The organism is Serratia sp. 1D1416 (assembly GCF_003641105.1).
In the GTDB taxonomy this organism is placed as follows: domain Bacteria; phylum Pseudomonadota; class Gammaproteobacteria; order Enterobacterales; family Enterobacteriaceae; genus Serratia; species Serratia ficaria.
In genome coordinates this window covers 3,494,429-3,514,871 of sequence record NZ_CP032738.1, presented here as the reverse complement: position 1 = coordinate 3,514,871, position 20,443 = coordinate 3,494,429, and the positions used below count along the sequence as shown (strand labels likewise).

Below are 20,443 nucleotides of genomic sequence, written 5' to 3'. Positions count from 1 at the left end.
TTATTTAACCGCCTGCCGGCGCAATACCTGCAGGCAATGGCGCAGTTCTTCATCCATCAGCGCCTCGACGCGCAGGGTTTCGCCGGTGGACGGATGTTCAAAACGCAGCGCCGCGGCGTGCAGGAACAGGCGTTTCAGGCCGGTGCTCGCCAACTGCCGGTCGAATTCGCGATCGCCATAGCGATCGTCGAAGGCGATCGGATGCCCGGCGTGCAGCGTATGCACGCGGATCTGGTGGGTGCGCCCGGTGATCGGGCTGGCCTTGACCAGCGTGGCGAATTCATAGCGCTCTTCCACCTTGAAGCGGGTTTCCGACGGTTTGCCTTCGCTGTTGACGCGCACGATGCGCTCGCCGCTCTGCAAAATGTTTTTCAGCAGCGGCGCCTGCACCGCCTTGCAGTGGGATTGCCACTGGCCGCGCACCAGCGCCAGGTAGTCCTTCTGCATCCCCTTCATCCGCAGCTGTTCGTGCAGCGAGCGCAGCGCGGAACGCTTCTTCGCCACCAGCAGCACGCCGGAGGTATCGCGATCCAGCCGGTGCACCAGCTCCAGGAAGCGCGCTTCGGGGCGCAGCGCGCGCAGCCCTTCGATCACGCCGAAACTCAGGCCGCTGCCGCCGTGTACCGCCGTGCCCGAGGGCTTGTTGAGGATCAGCAGGTGATCGTCTTCATACAGAATGCAGTCGGCCAGCGCCGCCACCTTATCGAGCTTGGCGGAGACCGGCGCCTCTTCGCGCTCGGCCACCCGCACCGGCGGCACGCGCACCACGTCGCCCGCCGCCAGCTTGTATTCTGCCTTGATGCGTCCTTTATTTACCCGCACCTCGCCTTTGCGCACGATGCGATAAATCATGCTCTTCGGCACGCCTTTCAGGCGAGCGAGCAGAAAGTTGTCGATTCTCTGACCGGCTTCGTCGTCAGAAATCGTGATTAATTGTACTGCCGGATTGTTCGTTTTCATGGACCGGGATTCTAAATAGAGCGCGTTAATAGCGCCACATCTTTTTCTGTGCTTAACTGTCTCTCTGACGGCGGGCGAAACCCCAGCGGACAATAAGGCAGCAAGCCGGTTTGAACGTTTGCGATTTCTACCGCAGTTAAGGAAAAGTCACCTTGCTATAACGGTATCAGCAGTGGAATAATGCAGTTACTTTCCGCGTTGATTCTCGTTAAACAGGGAAAACGGTGGAATTATAAAATTTGTCTGATCGCGCAAAAACGCAGCAATGGCGTAAGACGTAATGCGAAATCAAACAATTAGCGGGCTGCGGGTTGCAGCTTGGCCGGCAAATGGAATCAGATCTGTCGACGTAAATCAGAGGCTATTCCCCTAGTAAAAGTGCTGTCTTTCACAAAGAAATACAGGCTTACCGAGATAATGCGCCCCTATGCAGGCGACAACCGTGAGGTTGACGGCTTTGCGAGAAGACACGGGGTTTTCGGTTTTAATCCGGCCATGAGGTTATTTTGCCCGCAGCTTTGTCGATAATGTAAAAATAACGAGTAAGTTAAGATGAAAAGAATGTTGATTAACGCAACTCAGCAGGAAGAGTTGCGTGTTGCCCTCGTAGATGGACAGCGGCTGTATGATTTGGATATTGAAAGTCCGGGTCATGAACAGAAAAAAGCGAATATTTACAAAGGCAAAATCACCCGCATTGAACCAAGTCTTGAAGCAGCGTTCGTGGACTACGGCGCAGAACGACATGGTTTCCTCCCTCTTAAAGAAATCGCCCGCGAATACTTCCCAAGTAACTATTCTTCCCATGGCCGCCCGAACATCAAAGATGTGCTGCGCGAAGGCCAGGAAGTCATCGTTCAGGTAGACAAAGAAGAACGTGGCAACAAAGGCGCCGCCTTGACCACCTTCATCAGCCTGGCCGGCAGTTACCTGGTGCTGATGCCGAACAACCCGCGCGCCGGCGGCATTTCCCGCCGCATCGAGGGTGACGACCGCACCGAACTGAAAGAGGCGCTTTCCTCTCTGCAACTGCCGGACGGCATGGGCCTGATCGTTCGCACCGCGGGCGTCGGTAAATCCGCCGATGCGCTGCAGTGGGATCTGTCCTTCCGCCTGAAGCACTGGGAAGCGATCAAGAAGGCCGCCGAAGGCCGCCCTGCTCCGTTCCTGATCCACCAGGAAAGCAACGTCATCGTGCGCGCATTCCGCGATTACCTGCGCCCGGACATCGGCGAAATCCTGATCGACAACCCGAAGGTTCTCGATCTGGCCAAAGAGCACATCGCTGCGCTGGGCCGCCCGGATTTCAGCAGCAAAATCAAATTGTACAGCGGTGAAATCCCGTTGTTCAGCCATTACCAGATCGAATCGCAAATCGAATCCGCCTTCCAGCGTGAAGTGCGTCTGCCTTCCGGCGGTTCGATTGTCATCGACAGCACCGAAGCGCTGACCGCCATCGACATCAACTCCGCCCGCGCGACCCGCGGCGGCGATATCGAAGAAACGGCGTTCAACACCAACCTGGAAGCGGCGGACGAGATCGCCCGCCAGCTGCGCCTGCGCGACCTCGGCGGCCTGATCGTTATCGACTTTATCGACATGACCCCGGTGCGCCACCAGCGTGAAGTTGAAAACCGCCTGCGCGACGCCGTGCGTCAGGACCGCGCGCGCATCCAGATCGGCCGCATTTCCCGCTTCGGCCTGCTCGAGATGTCGCGTCAGCGCCTCAGCCCGTCGCTCGGCGAATCCAGCCATCACGTCTGCCCGCGCTGTAACGGCACCGGCACCATTCGTGATAACGAATCGCTGGCGTTGTCCATTCTGCGTCTGATTGAAGAAGAAGCGCTGAAGGAAAACACCAAAGAAGTTCACGCCATCGTGCCGGTTCAGGTTGCTTCTTACCTGCTGAACGAAAAGCGCGAATCGGTTAGCGCGATCGAAAAACGCCAGGGTGGCGTGAAAGCGGTCATCGTGCCGAACGATCAAATGCAAACCCCGCACTACTCGGTGCTGCGCGTGCGCAAGGGCGAAGAAACCCCAACGCTCAGCTACCTGCTGCCGAAGCTGCATGAAGAAGAGATGGCTCAGCCGCTGGAAGATGCGCCGATGGAGCGCAAGCGCCCGGAACAGCCAGCCTTGGCGTCCTTCTCTCTGGCTGCTGACGCACCGCCGCCGTCCGAAGAGCCGGCCGTTGCCCAACCCGCCGCCGCCGCCAAACCTGCAGCCGTGGTCGCCGCCAAGCCGGGCCTGTTCGGCCGTCTGTTCGGCGGTCTGAAAGCGCTGTTTGCCGCCGAAGAACAACCTGCCGTCGTTGAAGCCAAACCGGTTGAAGCGCCGAAGGCGGAAAGCACCGGCGAAAACCGTCGCCAGGACCGTCGCGGCCAGCGCCGTCAGGGTACCGGCCGTAAAGAACGCGGCGAGCGCGGTGAGCGTAGCGAACGCAACGATCGTCCGGAACGCGGCGAGCGCAAAGAGCGCGGTGAAGGCCGTGACAACCGCGGCGAACGCGACAACCGTGAAAATCGCGAGCCGCGCGACAACCGCGAAGGCCGCGAAAACCGCGAGTCTCGCGAAGAGCAGCGCCGCAACCGCCGCAACCAGCAACAAAATGCGCCGGTTGTCGAAGAGGCCGTGTCGGAAGAAGCCGCTAAAGCGCAGCGTGAAGAACAGCAGCAGCGCCGTGAGCAACGCGCGGAACGTCAGCGCCGCCGCCAGGAAGAGAAGCGTCAGGCTCAGCAGGAAGTGAAAGCGCTGGAAAGCGTTGAGGCTGTAGTTGAAAGCGATGAGGAGCAGGAAGAGCGTCAGCAGAACATGCAGCGTCGCCAGCGCCGTCCTCTGACGCAGAAAGTCCGCGTGCTGTCCGCCGAAGCCGAAGAAGAACTGCATCGCGCAGCGGAAGAACTGCTGGCGCCAAAAGCGCCGATCGCCAAAATCGAAGACGTTCAGCCGGCAAGCGCCGAAGACGGCGTGAAACTGCTGCCGGAAACCGTAGCCGCTCCGTCCGAAGACGATGCGCAGGGCGAACGCGCTAATGGCGAAAACGGCATGCCGCGCCGCTCACGGCGCTCACCGCGCCACCTGCGCGTCAGCGGTCAGCGCCGTCGCCGCTATCGTGATGAGCGTTATCCGCTGCAGTCGCCAATGCCGCTGGCCGGGGCTTTCGCCTCGCCGGAAATGGCATCGGGCAAAGTGTGGGTAAGCTACCCGGTCACGCAAACTGCACAGGCCGAAGAAGTTGAAGTTCAGGCCGCAGCCAGCGAAATCGCCGCCGACAACGTGATGGCGCCGGAAGCCGCCGCCGTTGCCGTTGCCGCGCCGGCTATCGCTGCCGTAGCCGAGCCAGCGAAGGTCGAAGCGGAAGAAACCCAGGCTGCGGCGGAAGCCGTCGAGCCGGCGGTCGACAGCCAGCCGGTTGCAGCCGCTGCAGAAACCGCCGTCGAAGCTGAAACCGTATCCGTAGTGGAAGAAACAGAAGAAACTGCGGCAGACCCTGAAGCGGAAGCCGTTGAGCCGGCGGTTGCAGAAGAAACGCCGGTCGCCGTCGCGGCGGAAGAACCGGCCGTAGAGCCTGCGCCGGCGGTTGTCGAAGCCGAGCCGGCGGTTGAAGCGGCACCTGCCGCCGCTGCTGAAGCTGAAACCGTTGCTGAAGAAACTGCGGAAGTGGTTGCAACGGTGGCGGAAGAAGCGCCACAGCAGGAAGTGGCGGCCCCGGAGGTTGTCGAAACTGCGCCGGTCATTCAGCAGCCAACGCCGGTGAAAACCGTGCAGAACGCGCTGTATAAGCATATCGCCACGGCGCCGATGACCAAGGCCCCGGCGCCAGCCTATGTGCCCGAAGAACGCAAGCACAGCGACTGGCAGCGCCCTTCCTTCAACTTCGAAGGTAAAGGTTCCGCCGGCGGTCACGCCGCGGTGAACCAGGCGACGGCGCCGGCCACCAAACCGCAGCCGGTTAACGAATAAGTTAGCCCATGCGATAAAAAAACCCGCCATTCGGCGGGTTTTTTCTTACCTGCGGTCAGGCAATTTTCTTCAGCTGCTTGATATCCAGCAGGTCCAGCTTGCCGTCTACCTGGCTGACAAACCGCTGAAAATGCGCCGTGGCGTTGTGTTTATTCAGCGCTTCGCTGCTGGCCCAGCGTTCGAAAAACACGAAGGTGCCCGGCTGTTCCAGATCGCGATGCAGATCGTACTGCAGATTGCCCAGCTCCTGGCGGCTTGGTTCGATAATTTCATGCACCGCCTCGCTGACGGCGGATGCAAACTCGGGTTTCGCCTGCAGGGTGGCAATAACGCGTACTTCCATTTCTCTCTCCCTTTCCAGATGATAAAGGTCGACCGCCGGGCGGGTGCCGGGATCGTTAAAATCCTTGCCACTATGCGCCCGACAGCCTACTGATTTCAACTTGCCTGCAACAAACAGATGCATCGCGGGCGCTTTCCGCTTATCCTTACACCCCGGCGTGAATAACCCCCATTATTCGCTTTTACTTAGACGTTTTCTGACCGCCGGAGCCCTGCAACATGACCGCACAACCTCAAGCCCTGAAAATCCGCCGCCCTGACGACTGGCATATCCATCTGCGTGACGACGAGATGCTGAAAACGGTAGTGCCCTATACCAGTCAGGTGTTTGGCCGGGCGATTGTGATGCCGAATCTGGCTCCGCCAGTCACCACCGTGGAGGCTGCGCGCGCTTACCGCGATCGCATTCTGGCCGCGGTGCCGCAGGGCCATAACTTCACCCCGCTGATGACCTGCTACCTGACCAACTCGCTGTCCGCCGCCGAGCTGGTGAACGGCTTCGAGCAGGGCGTGTTTACCGCCGCCAAGCTGTACCCGGCCAATGCCACCACCAACTCCAGTCATGGCGTGAGCGATGTGAAAGGCATTTATCCGCTGTTCGAACAGATGCAGAAAATCGGCATGCCGCTGCTGATCCACGGCGAAGTGACCGACGCTCACGTCGATATCTTCGATCGCGAAGCGCGCTTTATCGACCAGGTGATGGAGCCTATCCGCCAGCAGTTCCCCGAGCTGAAGATCGTCTTCGAGCACATCACCACCCAGGAAGCCGCTCAATACGTGCAGGAAGGCAATCGTTTCCTCGGCGCCACCATCACGCCGCAACACCTGATGTTCAACCGCAACCACATGCTGGTTGGCGGCATCCGCCCGCACCTGTTCTGCCTGCCGATCCTGAAACGCAATATCCATCAGGAAGCGCTGCGCAAAGCGGTCGCCAGCGGCTCCGACCGCTTCTTCCTCGGCACCGACTCGGCGCCGCACGCCAAGCACCGCAAAGAGTCCAGCTGCGGCTGCGCCGGCGTCTTCAACGCGCCGAATGCCATACCGGCCTACGCCACCGTCTTTGACCAACTGGGCGCGCTGGAACATCTGGAAGCCTTCTGTTCGCTGAACGGGCCGCGCTTCTATGGCCTGCCGGTCAACGAAGACTTCATCGAGCTGCAGCGGGCGCCGGCCACCCAGCCGCAAGAGATCGCGCTGGGCGACGAATCGGTCATTCCGTTCCTGGCCGGCGAAACCCTGAGCTGGTCGCTGAAGGACTGACAATATTTTTTTAACGCTGCCTATTGCTCCCGCCAAGGGTTAACTGTATAAATACACAGTAAATCGCTTCGGGGGCAATTATGCGTGTTGAAGTCACTGTAGATAAAACCAAACCCTTGCCGTCGGGGGCCATCGAGGCGCTGACCGGCGAACTGAGCAAACGAGTGAACCGCCAGTTTCCCGGCGCCGTGGTTCAGGTGCGTTATGCCGGCGCCAACGGGCTTTCCGTTCTGGGCGGCGCCAAAACCGACCGGGATCTGATAGAAGAAATACTCCAGGAAACCTGGGAAAGCGCTGACGAATGGTTCAGCGCAGAATAACACTGCAATGCTGTTTTTGCCGGGGGTCGCTCTCCGGCTTTTTTGTTTCTGGCGCCCGGTCCGTTCATCGCTTAACCTTAGTCTGAAATAAAGCCCGCATCTGGTTTGTACTGAATGTTTTAACAGGAGGTATTTAGCATGGCCCCGGACAAGGTGAAAACCGAAGAAGCAATGACCTTTGGCGAGTTGCTGGCGCTGATTGCCGATCAAAAAAGGCGCTTGAGCGTGCTGGAGGTCGCATTCTCTTATCTGGCGTTTGGTCTGGATGACAAAGCCAACCAGTTATTGATTCATAGCCTGAAGCTGGAATCGCAAAACCAGAATCGCGACGCCGAGACGCAAAAGCATTTCGCCCACCTGGCGGAAGAGTTGGAAAAACGCCTGCACAGCGCCCCGCCGTCGCCGGATACCCAATAGCCCGCCCGTTTTTAATCGCTCAACCATTCGCAGACGAAATTGTAGAATAATTGTTCAAATAAATATTTATTTTGCAAAAGAAGCAGGGAAATGCTCCAACGATGAAAGCAGATGCGTATACTGTAATTGCTCTCATGATGATGAGCCGCATTGATCCTCGTTAGTCACTCACGGTAGTTACTACTCAATAAGGGGTCTTTATGGACAGAAATGATGAAGTAATTCAGACACACCCGCTTGTTGGTTGGGATATCAGTACTGTCGACGTTTATGACGCCATGATGATACGCCTTCATTACCTGTCTTCACTAGACCAAACGCCCGAAGAAGCCCAAGTAGACAGAACGCTTTGGCTAACTACAGATGTCGCCCGTCAATTAATCAATATTTTAGAGGCCGGCATCGCCAAGATCGAAGCTACGGATTACCAGGACCTTGACAGAAGAAAGCACTAATTCACCAAACTCAACCCCCTGAGGCGCCGCGATTATTTCCGGCGCCTTTTTCTTTGCCTGCATGGCGCACAACGGATGCATTGCGGCGCTCAACCTTTTATCATAATGCGAAAAGCGACATCTGACAGAGAGGGTATGGCACGTGGAATATGACTTGATTGTGGTGGGCAGCGGTTCAGTAGGCGCAGCCGCGGGCTATTATGCCGCACAGGCCGGCTTGAAAGTGCTGATGATCGACAGCGCCATGCCCCCGCACCGTAACGGCAGTCATCACGGCGACACCCGCATTATCCGGCACGCCTACGGTGAGGGTGAAAAATACGTGCCGCTGGTGTTGCGCGCCCAGGCCTTGTGGAACGCCCTGATCCAAAAAACCGGTGAGGAGCTGTTCCAGTCCTGCGGCGTACTGAACCTGGGGCCGCAGCAGTCCGAATTCATCAGCAATGCCCAGCAGAGCGCGCAAAAATTTCGCCTGAATACCGAAACCCTCAGCGCCGAACAGATTATCCAGCGCTGGCCCGAATTCAAGGTGCCGGCAGGCTATGTCGGCGTCTTTGAGCCGGATGCCGGCTTCCTGCGTTCGGATCAGGCGGTGGCCAGCCTGATCAGGCTGACCAATGAGGCCGGCTGCGGCCAGCTGTTCAATTGCCCGGTCAGCGCGGTAGAGCCGATTGACGGCGGCGTCGAGGTAGTGACCCCCGAAGGGCGTTTCCGCGGCCGCAAAGCGGTGGTAACCGCCGGAACCTGGGTGAAAGCCCTGCTGCCGCAGCTGCCTGTAGCACCGCTGCGCAAGGTGTTTTCCTGGCATCAGGCGGATGGGCGCTACAGCACCAATAATCGCTTTCCGGCCTTCACCGTTGAAGCGCAGGACGGCAACCACTATTACGGCTTCCCGGCGGATAACGACGGGCTCAAGCTGGGCAAACACGACGGCGGGCAGCCGATGGACGCGCCGGAACAGAGGAAACCTTTCGGCAGCTATGCCAGCGACGGCACCGAAGTGTTCGATTTCCTGCGGCAGTTCCTGCCGGGTGTAGGCGTATGTTTACACGGTGAAGCATGCAGTTATGATATGAGCCCGGACGAAGACTTTATTATCGACACCCTGCCGGAGTGCGATAATCTGATGGTCATTACCGGCCTCAGCGGCCACGGCTTCAAATTCGCCAGCGTGTTGGGTGAAGTGGCCGCGTTGTTCGCCCAGGGTAAAGCCCCACCGGTGGACGTCTCGCCGTTCGCACTGAAGCGCTTTGACTGAGTCTTTCCAGCGCGTCCCGCCCCGGCCCTTGGTCCCGGCGGGCAGTCGGCGCCCTGAGTTACAATTCATTAATCTGCTAACTCTTTTAAATATCAAGTAAAAAAGCAGATGACGGAAATTTCTTATATTTGCCCGTCGAATTTCCGAATTGATCCCCCAGGGTGTAAGCCCTATTTTACAGTGGATATACCCCTATCGGTTTTAGCACCATCAACAAGGACGTCACCATGAAACTGCTAGTCGTGGACGAATGCTGCTTCACCCGGGTCGGTATCGCCAGCTATTTTGCTGACAACGGTTTCGCGGCGGTCAAATGCTGCCGCAGCATAGGGTCCGCCATACCGCTGCTGGCCAGCTTTCAGCCAAGCCATATCCTGGTGAACCTCACCAATCACTGCCGTTATGGCGAAGATGACCAACAGCTGCAGGCATTTATGGCGGCCAGTCGGTCGGCGTTGGCCTTCATCTATCTGGATACGCCCTACCCCTACAGCGAAACGCCAATGCGCATCGCCGATAACGCATTCCTGTTCAACAAAAGCGTTCTCCCCTTCGCCCTGCGCAGCCTGCGGGAAAATCCGTTCCCGTTGCTGGACGACAGCGTCGAACACTCGCTGTTCAGCCCGCAGGAGCTGACGGTGATGAAATATTGGATGGCGGAAATGCCCAACTACCGCATTGCGAAAAAGCTGCAAATCAGCTCGCATACGGTTTACGTGCATAAACGGCATATCACGGAAAAGATTAACGCCCGCAACCGCCTGGAGTTTTACTCGCTGTATAACGTACTGCGCTATTTCTACCCGCCCGCCACGCCGGCCAACTCGACGCCGCTGAGCCTGCTGGCGGTATAATATCGGGCCTGCCGCAGAGCAGGCTTTTTTCTGCCCGCTAGCCAGCCCCACGGCCTGCCAAGGTATTAAAGCCGGCGGCAAAAGGACTATAATCTGGGGACTTTATCCTCAGGCGGTTGGAAATGTTAAACAGAATACTGGCGGCTGTCGTCAACAACGTGCGCGAACATCTGGTGCTGTACCTTTGCCTGTGGCTGGTGCTGCTGGCGCTGGACCTCTATTTCTTCCTTATGCTGTAACCATGCCACCGCCCTATCCCCGCCTGAGCTTTCACCGCTTCGGTGAACCGGCGCAGGTGCTGGAACTTGAACATCGGGCCCTGCCCGGGCCGCGGCCCGATCGCGCCTTGCTGCAGATGCGCTATGCGCCGATCAACCCCTCCGATCTGATCCCGATCCACGGCCAATATGCGCATCGGATCGCCCTGCCGCAGGTGCCGGGTTACGAGGGCGTGGGCGAAACGCTCGACCCGTTGACCGGCCGGCCAAGCGGCAGACGCGCGCTGGCGATCATGGGCGATGGCAGTTGGCAAACCTGCGTTAGTCTGGATCGCCACAGAATAGTCTGGGTGCCGGACGATATCGACGACGCCAGCGCGGCGCAGATCTACATCAACCCGCTGACCTGCTGGGTGTTGTTGACCCAGTGGCTGCCGCTAAGCCCCGGCGAAGTGCTGCTGGTCAACGGCGGCGGCTCGGCCGTCAGCCTGCTGCTGGCGCAGCTGGCCGCACAGCGCGGCGTTCGGCTGGCGGTGGTGGCGCGTAATCCCGCTCACCGGCGAACGCTGCTGAATGCCGGCGCCTGGCGGGTGATAGAGGCTCCGCAGCTGCGCGGTATGGCCGGTTTTGGCGCCCGGGCCGCCATTGACTGCGTAGGTGGAGAGCAAGGCCTGCAGCTGGCGCGGGCGGTTCGCACCGGCGGCGATTTTGTCGCTCTCGGCCTGCTCGGCGGTAACCAGTTGGAGTGGCGGCGCATCGTGGATGAGCTGAAGCTGCGCGCCTCGCTGTTTCATCTGCGCAAATGGAATGCGCAAGCCGACGCCGTACAATGGGCAAACGGCGTTTCATCAATTGTTCCAGCTGTTGCGCCACGGCAGGCTGAGGCTGCGCCCGCCGGCCGCGATTTACCCGCTGCATCAATATGCCTCGGCGCTGCAACACGCCGCGCAGCCCGGCGTAAACGGCAAGATCTTTTTCACTCCGGCGGCAGCGCCGCCTTGTCCGGGCGGCCGTCACCCAGAATAACCGCCAGCCGGTGCCCGCTCTCGGCGGTCTCCAGCGCGATGCGGGCGATAATCGTCAGCGGCATGCCGACCGGTCACTTGCGTTTTGCCCATGACTTTTCCTTGGCATTCCATGGAGGTATCCGCTCCGATGGCGCCGCAAGATACAGCCATGTTAGCAAACTCCCGCCAGGGTCCACTGGCAAATTAGCGTCGCTGGTCGGATAAACGTCGATTTTATTCTTCCGCCGCTGGAAATAATCAGCAAGCTTTGCTAGCGGCTTATCGCCGCTGCCGCCGCGACTATTTACGTAACATGACAAAAGCTGACAGTAATAAATAATAAGCCGATATTTCAACAACTAATAAAAATAGCTTTTTAGAAAAATAATATGCACTCCAACGATTTAATTGATTAACTCTTACCTTCTTCAGCAAAACCATTGATTAATATTTCAAAGTAGTAACATAGTTAAATTTATTATTGATTTTATGTTTCCTAAAGTTTAATCATTGCACTCGGAAATTGAGGAAAGTAAGGAAACGGCATGCTCTGGAAAAATACCCCCGACCGCTTCGGTCACATTTCCGTGTTGATCCACTGGCTGGTGGCGCTGACGGTGTACGGCATGTTCGCCCTCGGCCTGTGGATGGTGACGCTGGGTTATTACGACGTCTGGTATCACCAGGCGCCCGAGATCCATAAAAGCATCGGCGTCCTGCTGTTTATCGTCATGGTGGTGCGGGTGATTTGGCGCTTCGTGTCGCCGCCGCCCAAGCCGCTGGCGAGCTACGGCCGTTTTACCCGCGTCAGCGCTATTCTGGCCCATCTGGCGCTGTACGTAGTGCTGTTCAGCATTCTGATCAGCGGCTATCTGATTTCCACCGCCGACGGCCAGCCGATCGGCGTGTTCGGCTGGTTCGACATCCCCGCCACCGTCACCGGCATGGCGGAGCAGGCCGATACCGCCGGCGCCATTCACCTTTATCTGGCCTGGGCCGTGGTAGTGCTCTCGGTACTGCACGGGCTGGCCGCGCTTAAGCATCACTTCGTTGATCGTGATGTCACTTTGAAACGGATGCTGGGTAGCAGCGCCGATTAACCTTTGGATTTATGGAGATTGCTATGTTGAAAAAGACCGTACTGGGCCTGACCGCAGGCGCCCTGCTGCTGAGCGCCGGTTCCGCATTGGCCGCGAACTACAAAATCGACAAACAGGGGCAACACGCCTTTATCGAATTCCGCATCCAGCACCTGGGTTACAGCTGGCTGTACGGCAGCTTCAAAGATTTTGACGGCGGCTTCACCTTCGACGAAAAAGATCCGTCCAAGGACAAGGTCAACGTCACCATCAACACCGCCAGCGTCGACACCAACCACGCCGAGCGCGACAAGCACCTGCGCAGCGCGGAATTCCTCAACGTCGAGAAAAACAAGCAGGCCAAGTTTGAATCTACCGAAGTGAAGAAGAGCGGCGAAGGCTATGCGGTGGTCGGCAACCTGACGCTGAACGGCGTTACCAAGCCGGTCACGCTCGACGCCAAGCTGATTGGCCAGGGCAATGACCCTTGGGGCGGCTACCGCGCCGGCTTTGAAGCCAACGGTAAAATCAAGCTGAAAGACTTCGGCATCACCACCGATCTGGGCCCGGCGTCGCAGGACGTGGAACTGATTATTTCCGTGGAAGGCGTGCGCGAGAAGTAATAAAAAAAGCGCGGCGATCGCCGCGCTTTTCATCAGGCTCAGCGAGCTGGGCCGTCTTCTTCCGGTGCCGGAATGTGCATCGTGGTCTGCAGCAGCCCTTTCGACTTATTGAAGATTTTAATGCCGTTTTCGCGGCCGGCGCGGCGGGCGCGCTGCTCTTCGCGCGGCAGCTTCAGCTCCTCGCGGCAGATCTCGCTGCAGCAGCCTTCAAACCTGGCGGCGCAGCTCGGGCACTGAATAAACAACAGGTGGCAACCGTCGTTCTTGCAGTTGGTGTGGGTATCGCAAGGCGCGCCGCACTGATGGCAATTGGCGATCACGTCCTCGGAGATCCGCTCGCCCATGCGCTCGTCGAACACAAAGTTTTTGCCGACGAACTTCAACGGCAGCCCCTGCTCTTTCGCCTTGCGCGCGTACTCGATAATCCCGCCTTCTACGTGATACACGTTTTTGAAGCCGTTATGCAGCATATAGGCGCTGGCTTTTTCACAACGAATGCCGCCGGTGCAGTACATGACGATATTCTTGTCTTTATTGTCCTGCAGCATTTCCACCGCCATCGGCAGCTGATCGCGGAAGGTGTCTGAAGGCACCTCAATGGCGTTCTCGAAATGGCCGACTTCATATTCGTAGTGGTTGCGCATATCGACAAACAGCGTGTTCGGATCGTCAATCATCTGATTGACGCGATCGGCCTGCAGATACTCGCCCACGTTCGCCGGGTTGAAGCTTTCATCATCGATGCCGTCGGCCACGATGCGGTCGCGCACTTTCAGACGCAGCACCCAGAAGGATTTGCCGTCGTCTTCCAGCGCGATATTCAGGCGCACCTGATCCAATGCCGGATGTGAAGCGAACAGCGCGGCCTTGAAGGCGTCGAAATTGTTTTGCGGCACGCTGATCTGCGCGTTGATGCCTTCTTTCGCCACGTAAATGCGGCCGAATACCTTCAGCTGGTCGAACTGAATATAGAGGCTGTCGCGAAACGCTTTCGGGTCGTCGATGGTGAAGTATTTATAAAAAGAAACTGTGGTGCGCGGCTCGGTTTCGGCCAGCATGCGCGCCTTCAGTTCCTCATTAGAAATTCGGTTATGTAACACTGGCATGGTGTACTTTCCTGTCTCTCGGGAGGTGACTGAGTTACCGCGCGCAGGCGCTTGGCCCGCGCGCGGCGCACATGATACCCGAAAATCCGACGCCGCGCAGCATTAGCCAGGCGTGCCCCCGCGTCGGCTGAAACTTGACGACGCTCACAAATCCCGATAAGCCTAATGATAGCTCGCTATCGATTTATTTATCACGGATCAGGAGAATGTCATGAGTCAGCTGTTTAGCCCGATCGCCCTGGGGCCGCTCACCTTGCCCAATCGCATCGCCATCGCGCCAATGTGCCAATATTCCGCCGATAACGGCCGGGCCACCGAGTGGCATACCATCCACCTCGGCCATCTGGCGCTGTCCGGCGCCGGCCTGCTGATTGTCGAGGCCAGCGCCGTTTCGCCTGAAGGGCGCATCACCTCCCAGGATCTCGGCCTGTGGGATGACGCGACCGAACAGGCGCTGGGCAAGGTGGTGCAGGCGGTGAAAAAGCACGCCACCCTGCCGCTGGGCATTCAGCTGGCCCACGCCGGGCGCAAAGCGTCCTGCGCCGTGCCCTGGGAAGGCGGCGCGCAAATTGGCGCGGCCAGCGGCGGCTGGCAAACGCTGTCCGCCTCTGCGCTGCCGTTCGCCGCGCATGACGAAACCCCGCAGGCGATGAGCCTGGAGCAAATCGCCGGGCTGAAGGCGCAGTTTGTCGCGGCGGCCAGGCGCGCCGACCGTTTGGGGTTTGAGCTGATCGAACTGCACGGCGCGCACGGCTACCTGTTGCACCAATTCCTGTCGCCGCTGGCCAACCAGCGCAGCGACCAGTACGGCGGTTCCTTGCAGAACCGCATGCGTTTGCCGTTGGAGATTTTCAGCGAGGTGCGGGCGGCATTTTCACCCGGCAAGGCGGTTGGCGTGCGCATTTCCGCCAGCGATTGGGTCGAGGGCGGCTGGGATCTGGCGCAGTCTGTCGCGTTGAGCAAAGCGCTGAAAGAACTGGGCTGCGACTATATCCACGTCTCCAGCGGCGGGCTGTCGCCCCGGCAAAAAATTCCGGTCGGCCCCAATTACCAGGTGCCGTTCGCCGAAGCGATCAAACGGGAAACCGGCCTGCCGACCATCGCCGTCGGTTTGATTACCGAAGCGGAACAGGCGGAGGCGATAGTCGCCACCGGCCAGGCCGACATGGTGGCATTGGCGCGCGGTATTCTCTACGACCCGCGCTGGCCATGGCATGCCGCGGCCAAGTTAGGCGACAAGGTCAATGCCCCGCCGCAGTACTGGCGTTCCGAGCCCCACGTGCTGAAAGGGTTGTTCAACAACGTCTGAATCGGGTAACGGTGGGCGTTCAGCGCCCACTCTCGCACTCGGTAAAACCGGATGTCACCATCCCCGCCAGCAACATTACGCCGGCCACCGCCAGCAGCGGGTTGCATTGCAGATCCGCGCCAAGGCTGCCCAGCAATGCTCCCAGGACCAACAGGCCCGCACTTAACCATGACGCCGACATGACTCTCTCCAAAATAATTACTCTGCTATCATATTGATGTCGCAGAGTTCTGTCTTATTCTTTTTGTGGATTTACGCAACGGCGGCAATACCCAGGTGCAAAACCATCACTAAAAATTATGTTTTAATGCGCTGAATTTTCCCGTTGCGCGAGAAAAATGCCACAATAGCGGACAATAAACGGCAGAAAAAGACCTGCGCGGCTGGGCTCCTCCGATTTCCAGGCCGGGGTATGTCTCTGTTATTATCGTAAAATGACTGCTTTCAAGCTGAGAACACATGACTCAAGTTCCCTCTTTCAATCGCTCTTTGCTGCATCCGCGTTACTGGCTTACCTGGTTCGGTATCGGTTTTCTTTACCTGTTGGTGTTGCTGCCTTATCCGGTGATCTATCGGCTCGGCACCTCGCTCGGACGATTTTCGATGCGCTTTCTCAAGCGCCGGGTCGCCATCGCCCAACGTAACCTGGCGTTGTGTTTCCCGGAAATGCCGCAGGCCGAACGCGATGCGCTGGTGGTGAAAAACTTTGAGTCGGTCGGCATGGGGCTGTTCGAAACCGGCATGGCCTGGTTCTGGCCAAACTGGCGTATCGAGCGCTGGTTCCAGGTCAGCGGGCTGGAGCATATTCAAAAAGCGCGGGACAACCGCCAGGGCGTGCTGCTGATTGGCCTGCACTTTCTGACGCTGGAACTGGGCGCGCGCATCTTCGGCATCCATAACCCGGGCATCGGCGTTTACCGGCCGCACGACAACAAACTGATGGACTGGCTGCAAACCTGGGGCCGCATGCGCTCCAATAAATCGATGCTGGACCGCAAGGACGTGAAAGGCATGATCCGCGCCCTGAAACAGGGCGACATTATCTGGTATGCGCCTGACCATGATTACGGTCCGCGCAGCAGCGTGTTCGCCCCGCTGTTCGCGGTAGAAAAGGCGGCCACCACCACCGGCAGCTACGTGCTGGTGCGGATGGGCAAGCCGGCGATCATTCCTTTCACCCCGCGCCGCCTGCCGGAAGGCAAGGGTTATGAGCTGATTATGCAGCCGGCGGTGGAAAACTTCCCGTTGGATAATGAACTCGAGGCCGCCGCCTTTATGAACAAGGTGGTGGAGAAAGAGATCCTGATGGCGCCGGATCAGTACATGTGGCTGCACCGCCGCTTCAAGACCCGCCCGGAAGGCGAACCTTCGCTCTACTGACCCCAAACCCGCCGACCGGCGGGTTTTTTTGATCGGCGGGGCTTGAGAATCGGCGACAAGGGTGGGATGTTAAAACCCTCAGCGCTAACCCGGGAGCCGTTATGTACATTGTAAACCTGACCTATCACCGCCCTATCGGCGAAGTCGACAGCCATCTCGACGGGCACATCGCCTGGCTGAAGAAATACTTCCAGGACGGCACCTTCGTCGCCTCCGGCCGCAAAAACCCGCGCACCGGCGGCGTGATCCTGGCCAAAGGCATTGAGCGTGCGCGGCTGGACGCCATTCTGGCCGAGGATCCGTTTAACGCCGTCGCGCATTACGACGTGACGGACTTCAGCGCCACCACCACCGCCGCCGGGTTCGAAGCCCTGGCCGGATTATAAAAACCCATAAATTCCGCGCGTTAAGCGCGGAATACCGCTAATAACTTATTCTTAAAACTTTATTTCATTTTCCTGCGAAATGCCGCCCTGCAATTGCCGTCCCCGCCGTTAAGGCGCATACTTATCAGGCTAACTTTCACGCTTTGCCCCCTCTTCGCCCGCGAGCAAAGCGCGCCACCTTCTCAGCAGCGGTAATTTATGGCTCCGGCGTCAGAACCTGTTAACTGGAAACGTAACCTTTTCGTCACCTGGCTGGGGTGTTTCCTCACCGGTGCGGCCTTCAGCCTGATCATGCCGTTCCTGCCGCTGTACGTAGAGGCGCTGGGCGTTACCGGCCATCAGGCGCTGAACATGTGGTCCGGGCTGGTATTCAGCATCACCTTCCTGTTCTCGGCGATCGCCTCGCCCTTCTGGGGCGGCCTGGCGGATCGGCGCGGGCGCAAACTGATGCTGCTGCGTTCGGCGCTGGGCATGGCCATCGTGATGGCGCTGATGGGCATGGCGCAGAATATCTGGCAGTTTCTCGCCCTGCGCGCCGTATTGGGGCTGCTCGGCGGTTTTATCCCCAACGCCAACGCGCTGATCGCCACCCAGGTGCCGCGCAATCGCAGCGGTTGGGCGCTGGGTACCCTGTCCACCGGCGGCGTCAGCGGCGCGCTGATTGGCCCGCTGATCGGCGGGCTGTTGGCCGACCAGTACGGCCTGCGGCCGGTGTTCTATATCACCGCCGCCGTGTTGTTCGCCTGCTTTGTGCTGACGCTGCTGTGCGTTAAAGAGCAATTCACCCCGGTACAGAAAAAAGACATGCTGCACGCGCGGCAGGTCTTCGCGTCGCTGAAAAGCCCAAAGCTGATCCTCAGCCTGTTCGTCACTACCATGATTATCCAGGTCGCCACCGGTTCGATCGCGCCAATCCTGACGCTGTATGTGCGTGACCTGGCCGGCGACACCCACAATCTGGCGTTTATCAGCGGCCTGATCGCGTCGGTGCCCGGCGTCGCGGCGCTGATGAGCGCCCCCCGGTTGGGCAAATTGGGCGACCGCATCGGGCCCGAGCGGATCCTGGTGTTCATGCTGATCGTATCGGTGCTGCTGCTGATCCCGATGGCCTTTGTCCAGACCCCATGGCAGCTGGGCGTGCTGCGTTTCCTGCTGGGCGCCGCCGATGGCGCGTTGCTGCCGGCGGTGCAGACGCTGCTGATTTACAACTGCACCAATCAGGTGGCCGGGCGCATCTTCAGCTATAACCAGTCGTTCCGCGACGTGGGCAACGTCAGCGGCCCATTGCTCGGCGCGGCGGTCTCCGCCAGCTACGGCTTCCGTACGGTATTTTGCGTCACCGCGCTGGTGGTGTTGTTCAACGCCGTTTATTCGTGGTGGTGCCTGCAGCGCCGGCCGGCGCGGATGCGTGAAGACACCCTGCAGGAAGAGCGATAGGCCAATTTATCACCAGCTTCTTGCCTTGAACGGGCCAATGGCCCGTTTACCCTACTTTTAACAATGCCTCCCTCCGGACGGCGACTTTTCCTTCCATTAAGAAAAATCCCATCCCAACGTTTTGTTTATAAAAGGTTAATTGTCTTTCTGCGCATAAAACCCGCTGTCAATCATATTCCTGTCGCAACCAACGTAAAAACCAAGAAAGTAGATGTTTGTCGACTTTTCATCTAAAAAATGGGATACAGGGACTAGACAAAACCATCATCCAGTTATCAAATGGTTAAATAATATCACGCCAGATGTAAAACATCGGCTAAGTGAAAAAATGGCCGGCGCGCTTTCCACGGTTTACAGGCGCTGCGGCTGAGGTTTTGTCGGGTAATCCGCATTGGGCGGATCGCCTTGCTTAAATACACATACATACCACAGTATCCGCTGCCGCAATGCGGCGCACTTTATTGGGAAGACGTTATGCAATCCTCTGTTAACAAACAAGAAAGCCGGACCTTCTTCGGCCACCCCTATCCGCTTGGCTCGCTGTTTTTCACCGAAATGTGGGAGCGATTCTCGTTTTACGGCATTCGGCCGTTACTGATCCTGTTTATGGCGGCCACCGTCTATGACGGCGGCATGGGGCTGGCGCGCGAAAACGCCTCGGCGATCGTCGGCATCTTCGCCGGCAGCATGTACCTGGCCGCGCTGCCGGGCGGCTGGCTGGCGGATAACTGGCTCGGCCAGCGCAAGGCGGTGTGGTACGGTTCGATTCTGATCGCCCTCGGCCACCTGTCCATCGCCCTCTCCGCCGTGATGGGCAACAACCTGTTCTTTATCGGCCTGATGTTCATCGTGCTCGGCTCCGGCCTGTTCAAGACCTGCATCTCGGTGATGGTCGGCACCCTGTACAAAAAAGGCGATGCGCGCCGTGACGGCGGCTTCTCGCTGTTCTACATGGGCATCAACATGGGCTCGTTCATTGCGCCGTTGATTTCCGGCTGGCTGATTAAATCGCACGGCTGGCACTGGGGCTTCGGCATCGGCGGCATCGGAATGCTGGTGGCGCTGGTGATCTTCCGCGTATTTGCGGTGCCGGCGATGAAACGCTACGATCGCGAAGTGGGCCTGGACTCCACCTGGAACAGCCCGGTCGCCAAGAAAAACGGCGTTGGCGCCTGGCTGCTGGCGCTGGCGCTGGGCGTGGCGGTGATAATCACCCTGATCGCACAGGGCGTGATCGTCATCAACCCGGTCGAGGTCGCCAGCGCGCTGGTGTACGTGATCGCGGCGTCGGTCACCCTGTACTTCATCTACCTGTTCGTGTTCGCCGGCCTGAGCCGCAAGGAGCGCGCGCGTTTGCTGGTGTGCTTCATCCTGCTGGTTTCCGCCGCCTTCTTCTGGTCGGCGTTTGAGCAGAAACCGACCTCGTTCAACCTGTTTGCCAACGACTATACCAACCGCATGATCGGTGGCTTCGAGATCCCGGCGGTCTGGTTCCAGTCGATCAACGCCCTGTTCATCATCCTGCTGGCGCCGGTATTCAGCTGGGCATGGCCGGCGCTGGCGCGCAACAAGGTGCGCCTGAGCAGCATCACCAAATTCGTGATCGGCATTCTGTTCGCCGCCGCCGGCTTCGGCCTGATGATGCTGGCCGCGCAGAACGTGCTGAGCAACGGCGGCGCCGGCGTATCGCCGCTGTGGCTGGTCGGCAGCATTCTGATGCTGACGCTGGGTGAGCTCTGCCTGAGCCCGATAGGCCTGGCCACCATGACCCTGCTGGCGCCGGAAAGAATGCGCGGCCAGATGATGGGCCTGTGGTTCTGCGCCAGCGCGCTGGGCAACCTGGCGGCCGGCCTGATCGGCGGGCACGTCAAGGCCGACCAGTTGGACATGCTGCCGGACCTGTTCGCCCGCTGCTCAATTGCGCTGTTAATCTGCGCCGCCGTGCTGATCGTCCTGATCGTGCCGGTGCGCCGCATGCTGGCCAATACCCAGACCAAGAGCGAGCAGAAACCGGTCACCAGCGCCTGACGGAAGCCAGGCTGGTCCCCTGCAGCCGGCGCTTG

Annotated in this window: 19 protein-coding genes and 2 pseudogenes; 16 read left to right on the top strand and 5 right to left on the bottom strand. The window is 58.8% G+C overall.

Features of this window, described 5'->3' with window-relative positions; all coding sequences use genetic code 11:
* A complete protein-coding gene (rluC, locus tag D7I37_RS16960; RefSeq protein WP_129544027.1) occupies nt 1-960 on the bottom strand; it encodes a 23S rRNA pseudouridine(955/2504/2580) synthase RluC in 960 nt (319 codons plus the stop codon).
* 552 nt (nt 961-1,512) lie between these two features.
* On the opposite strand from rluC, the gene rne reads away from it, so the two are divergent.
* Complete coding sequence (gene rne, locus D7I37_RS16950; protein WP_129544026.1) at nt 1,513-4,923, top strand: ribonuclease E; 3,411 nt, start codon at nt 1,513-1,515, stop codon at nt 4,921-4,923.
* Between the two features lie 55 nt (nt 4,924-4,978).
* Here the strand turns inward: rne and D7I37_RS16945 are convergent, their stop codons facing one another.
* Nucleotides 4,979-5,266: a putative quinol monooxygenase gene (locus D7I37_RS16945; RefSeq protein WP_061798328.1), complete on the bottom strand. Its 288-nt coding sequence runs from the start codon at nt 5,264-5,266 to the stop codon at nt 4,979-4,981.
* Between the two features lie 218 nt (nt 5,267-5,484).
* On the opposite strand from D7I37_RS16945, the gene pyrC reads away from it, so the two are divergent.
* From pyrC to D7I37_RS27710, 8 genes and pseudogenes are all read left to right on the top strand, one after another.
* On the top strand, nt 5,485-6,531 hold the full coding sequence (gene pyrC / locus D7I37_RS16940; RefSeq protein ID WP_129544025.1) for a dihydroorotase: 1,047 nt from the start codon (nt 5,485-5,487) through the stop codon (nt 6,529-6,531).
* 80 nt (nt 6,532-6,611) lie between these two features.
* Entirely contained in the window at nt 6,612-6,851 is a 240-nt protein-coding gene (gene dinI, locus D7I37_RS16935) for a DNA damage-inducible protein I (RefSeq protein ID WP_061798326.1), read from the top strand.
* 138 nt (nt 6,852-6,989) lie between these two features.
* A complete protein-coding gene (locus D7I37_RS16930; protein ID WP_061798324.1) occupies nt 6,990-7,268 on the top strand; it encodes a hypothetical protein in 279 nt (92 codons plus the stop codon).
* Between the two features lie 200 nt (nt 7,269-7,468).
* A complete protein-coding gene (gene bssS / locus D7I37_RS16925; RefSeq protein ID WP_004927812.1) occupies nt 7,469-7,723 on the top strand; it encodes a biofilm formation regulator BssS in 255 nt (84 codons plus the stop codon).
* Nucleotides 7,724-7,865: 142 nt separating this feature from the next.
* The gene (gene solA / locus D7I37_RS16920) at nt 7,866-8,981 is read left to right on the top strand and encodes an N-methyl-L-tryptophan oxidase (RefSeq protein ID WP_095096966.1); all 1,116 of its coding nucleotides are present in this window, start codon (nt 7,866-7,868) and stop codon (nt 8,979-8,981) included.
* A gap of 227 nt (nt 8,982-9,208) precedes the next feature.
* Nucleotides 9,209-9,835 (top strand): LuxR family transcriptional regulator, encoded by a 627-nt coding sequence (locus D7I37_RS16915; RefSeq protein WP_095096963.1) that lies wholly within the window; start codon nt 9,209-9,211, stop codon nt 9,833-9,835.
* Nucleotides 9,836-9,957: 122 nt separating this feature from the next.
* Entirely contained in the window at nt 9,958-10,074 is a 117-nt protein-coding gene (locus D7I37_RS16910) for a DUF2770 family protein (protein WP_073970319.1), read from the top strand.
* 2 nt (nt 10,075-10,076) lie between these two features.
* Nucleotides 10,077-10,790: pseudogene (locus tag D7I37_RS27710) on the top strand (zinc-dependent alcohol dehydrogenase family protein); the annotation flags it as partial.
* Between the two features lie 239 nt (nt 10,791-11,029).
* Here the strand turns inward: D7I37_RS27710 and D7I37_RS27380 are convergent.
* Nucleotides 11,030-11,152 (bottom strand): annotated as a pseudogene (locus tag D7I37_RS27380) (pheromone autoinducer 2 transporter); the annotation flags it as partial.
* Nucleotides 11,153-11,605: 453 nt separating this feature from the next.
* Here D7I37_RS27380 and D7I37_RS16895 point away from each other — a divergent pair.
* Together D7I37_RS16895 and D7I37_RS16890 are read left to right on the top strand one after the other, a co-directional pair.
* A complete protein-coding gene (locus tag D7I37_RS16895) occupies nt 11,606-12,160 on the top strand; it encodes a cytochrome b (protein ID WP_061798319.1) in 555 nt (184 codons plus the stop codon).
* Nucleotides 12,161-12,183: 23 nt separating this feature from the next.
* Nucleotides 12,184-12,762: a YceI family protein gene (locus tag D7I37_RS16890; protein WP_061798318.1), complete on the top strand. Its 579-nt coding sequence runs from the start codon at nt 12,184-12,186 to the stop codon at nt 12,760-12,762.
* A 38-nt stretch (nt 12,763-12,800) separates the two neighbouring features.
* Here D7I37_RS16890 and D7I37_RS16885 read toward each other — a convergent pair whose 3' ends face one another.
* The gene (locus D7I37_RS16885; protein ID WP_061798317.1) at nt 12,801-13,868 is read right to left on the bottom strand and encodes a rhodanese-related sulfurtransferase; all 1,068 of its coding nucleotides are present in this window, start codon (nt 13,866-13,868) and stop codon (nt 12,801-12,803) included.
* Between the two features lie 211 nt (nt 13,869-14,079).
* Here D7I37_RS16885 and D7I37_RS16880 point away from each other — a divergent pair, with 211 nt between their 5' ends.
* Entirely contained in the window at nt 14,080-15,177 is a 1,098-nt protein-coding gene (locus D7I37_RS16880) for an NADH:flavin oxidoreductase/NADH oxidase (protein ID WP_129544024.1), read from the top strand.
* Nucleotides 15,178-15,196: 19 nt separating this feature from the next.
* Here D7I37_RS16880 and D7I37_RS16875 read toward each other — a convergent pair whose 3' ends face one another.
* Nucleotides 15,197-15,358: a histidine kinase gene (locus D7I37_RS16875; RefSeq protein WP_129544023.1), complete on the bottom strand. Its 162-nt coding sequence runs from the start codon at nt 15,356-15,358 to the stop codon at nt 15,197-15,199.
* A gap of 278 nt (nt 15,359-15,636) precedes the next feature.
* Between D7I37_RS16875 and D7I37_RS16870 the strand changes: the two genes are divergently transcribed.
* The 4 genes from D7I37_RS16870 (at nt 15,637) to D7I37_RS16855 (ending at nt 20,408) form a co-directional block, all read left to right on the top strand.
* Nucleotides 15,637-16,557, top strand: coding sequence for a Kdo(2)-lipid IV(A) acyltransferase (locus D7I37_RS16870; RefSeq protein WP_061798313.1), 921 nt, complete (start codon nt 15,637-15,639; stop codon nt 16,555-16,557).
* A gap of 101 nt (nt 16,558-16,658) precedes the next feature.
* Nucleotides 16,659-16,943, top strand: coding sequence for a YciI family protein (locus D7I37_RS16865; RefSeq protein WP_095096958.1), 285 nt, complete (start codon nt 16,659-16,661; stop codon nt 16,941-16,943).
* A gap of 198 nt (nt 16,944-17,141) precedes the next feature.
* A complete protein-coding gene (gene mdtG, locus D7I37_RS16860) occupies nt 17,142-18,380 on the top strand; it encodes a multidrug efflux MFS transporter MdtG (RefSeq protein ID WP_129544022.1) in 1,239 nt (412 codons plus the stop codon).
* 474 nt (nt 18,381-18,854) lie between these two features.
* Entirely contained in the window at nt 18,855-20,408 is a 1,554-nt protein-coding gene (locus D7I37_RS16855; protein ID WP_061798310.1) for a peptide MFS transporter, read from the top strand.
* Nucleotides 20,409-20,443 lie beyond the last annotated feature (35 nt).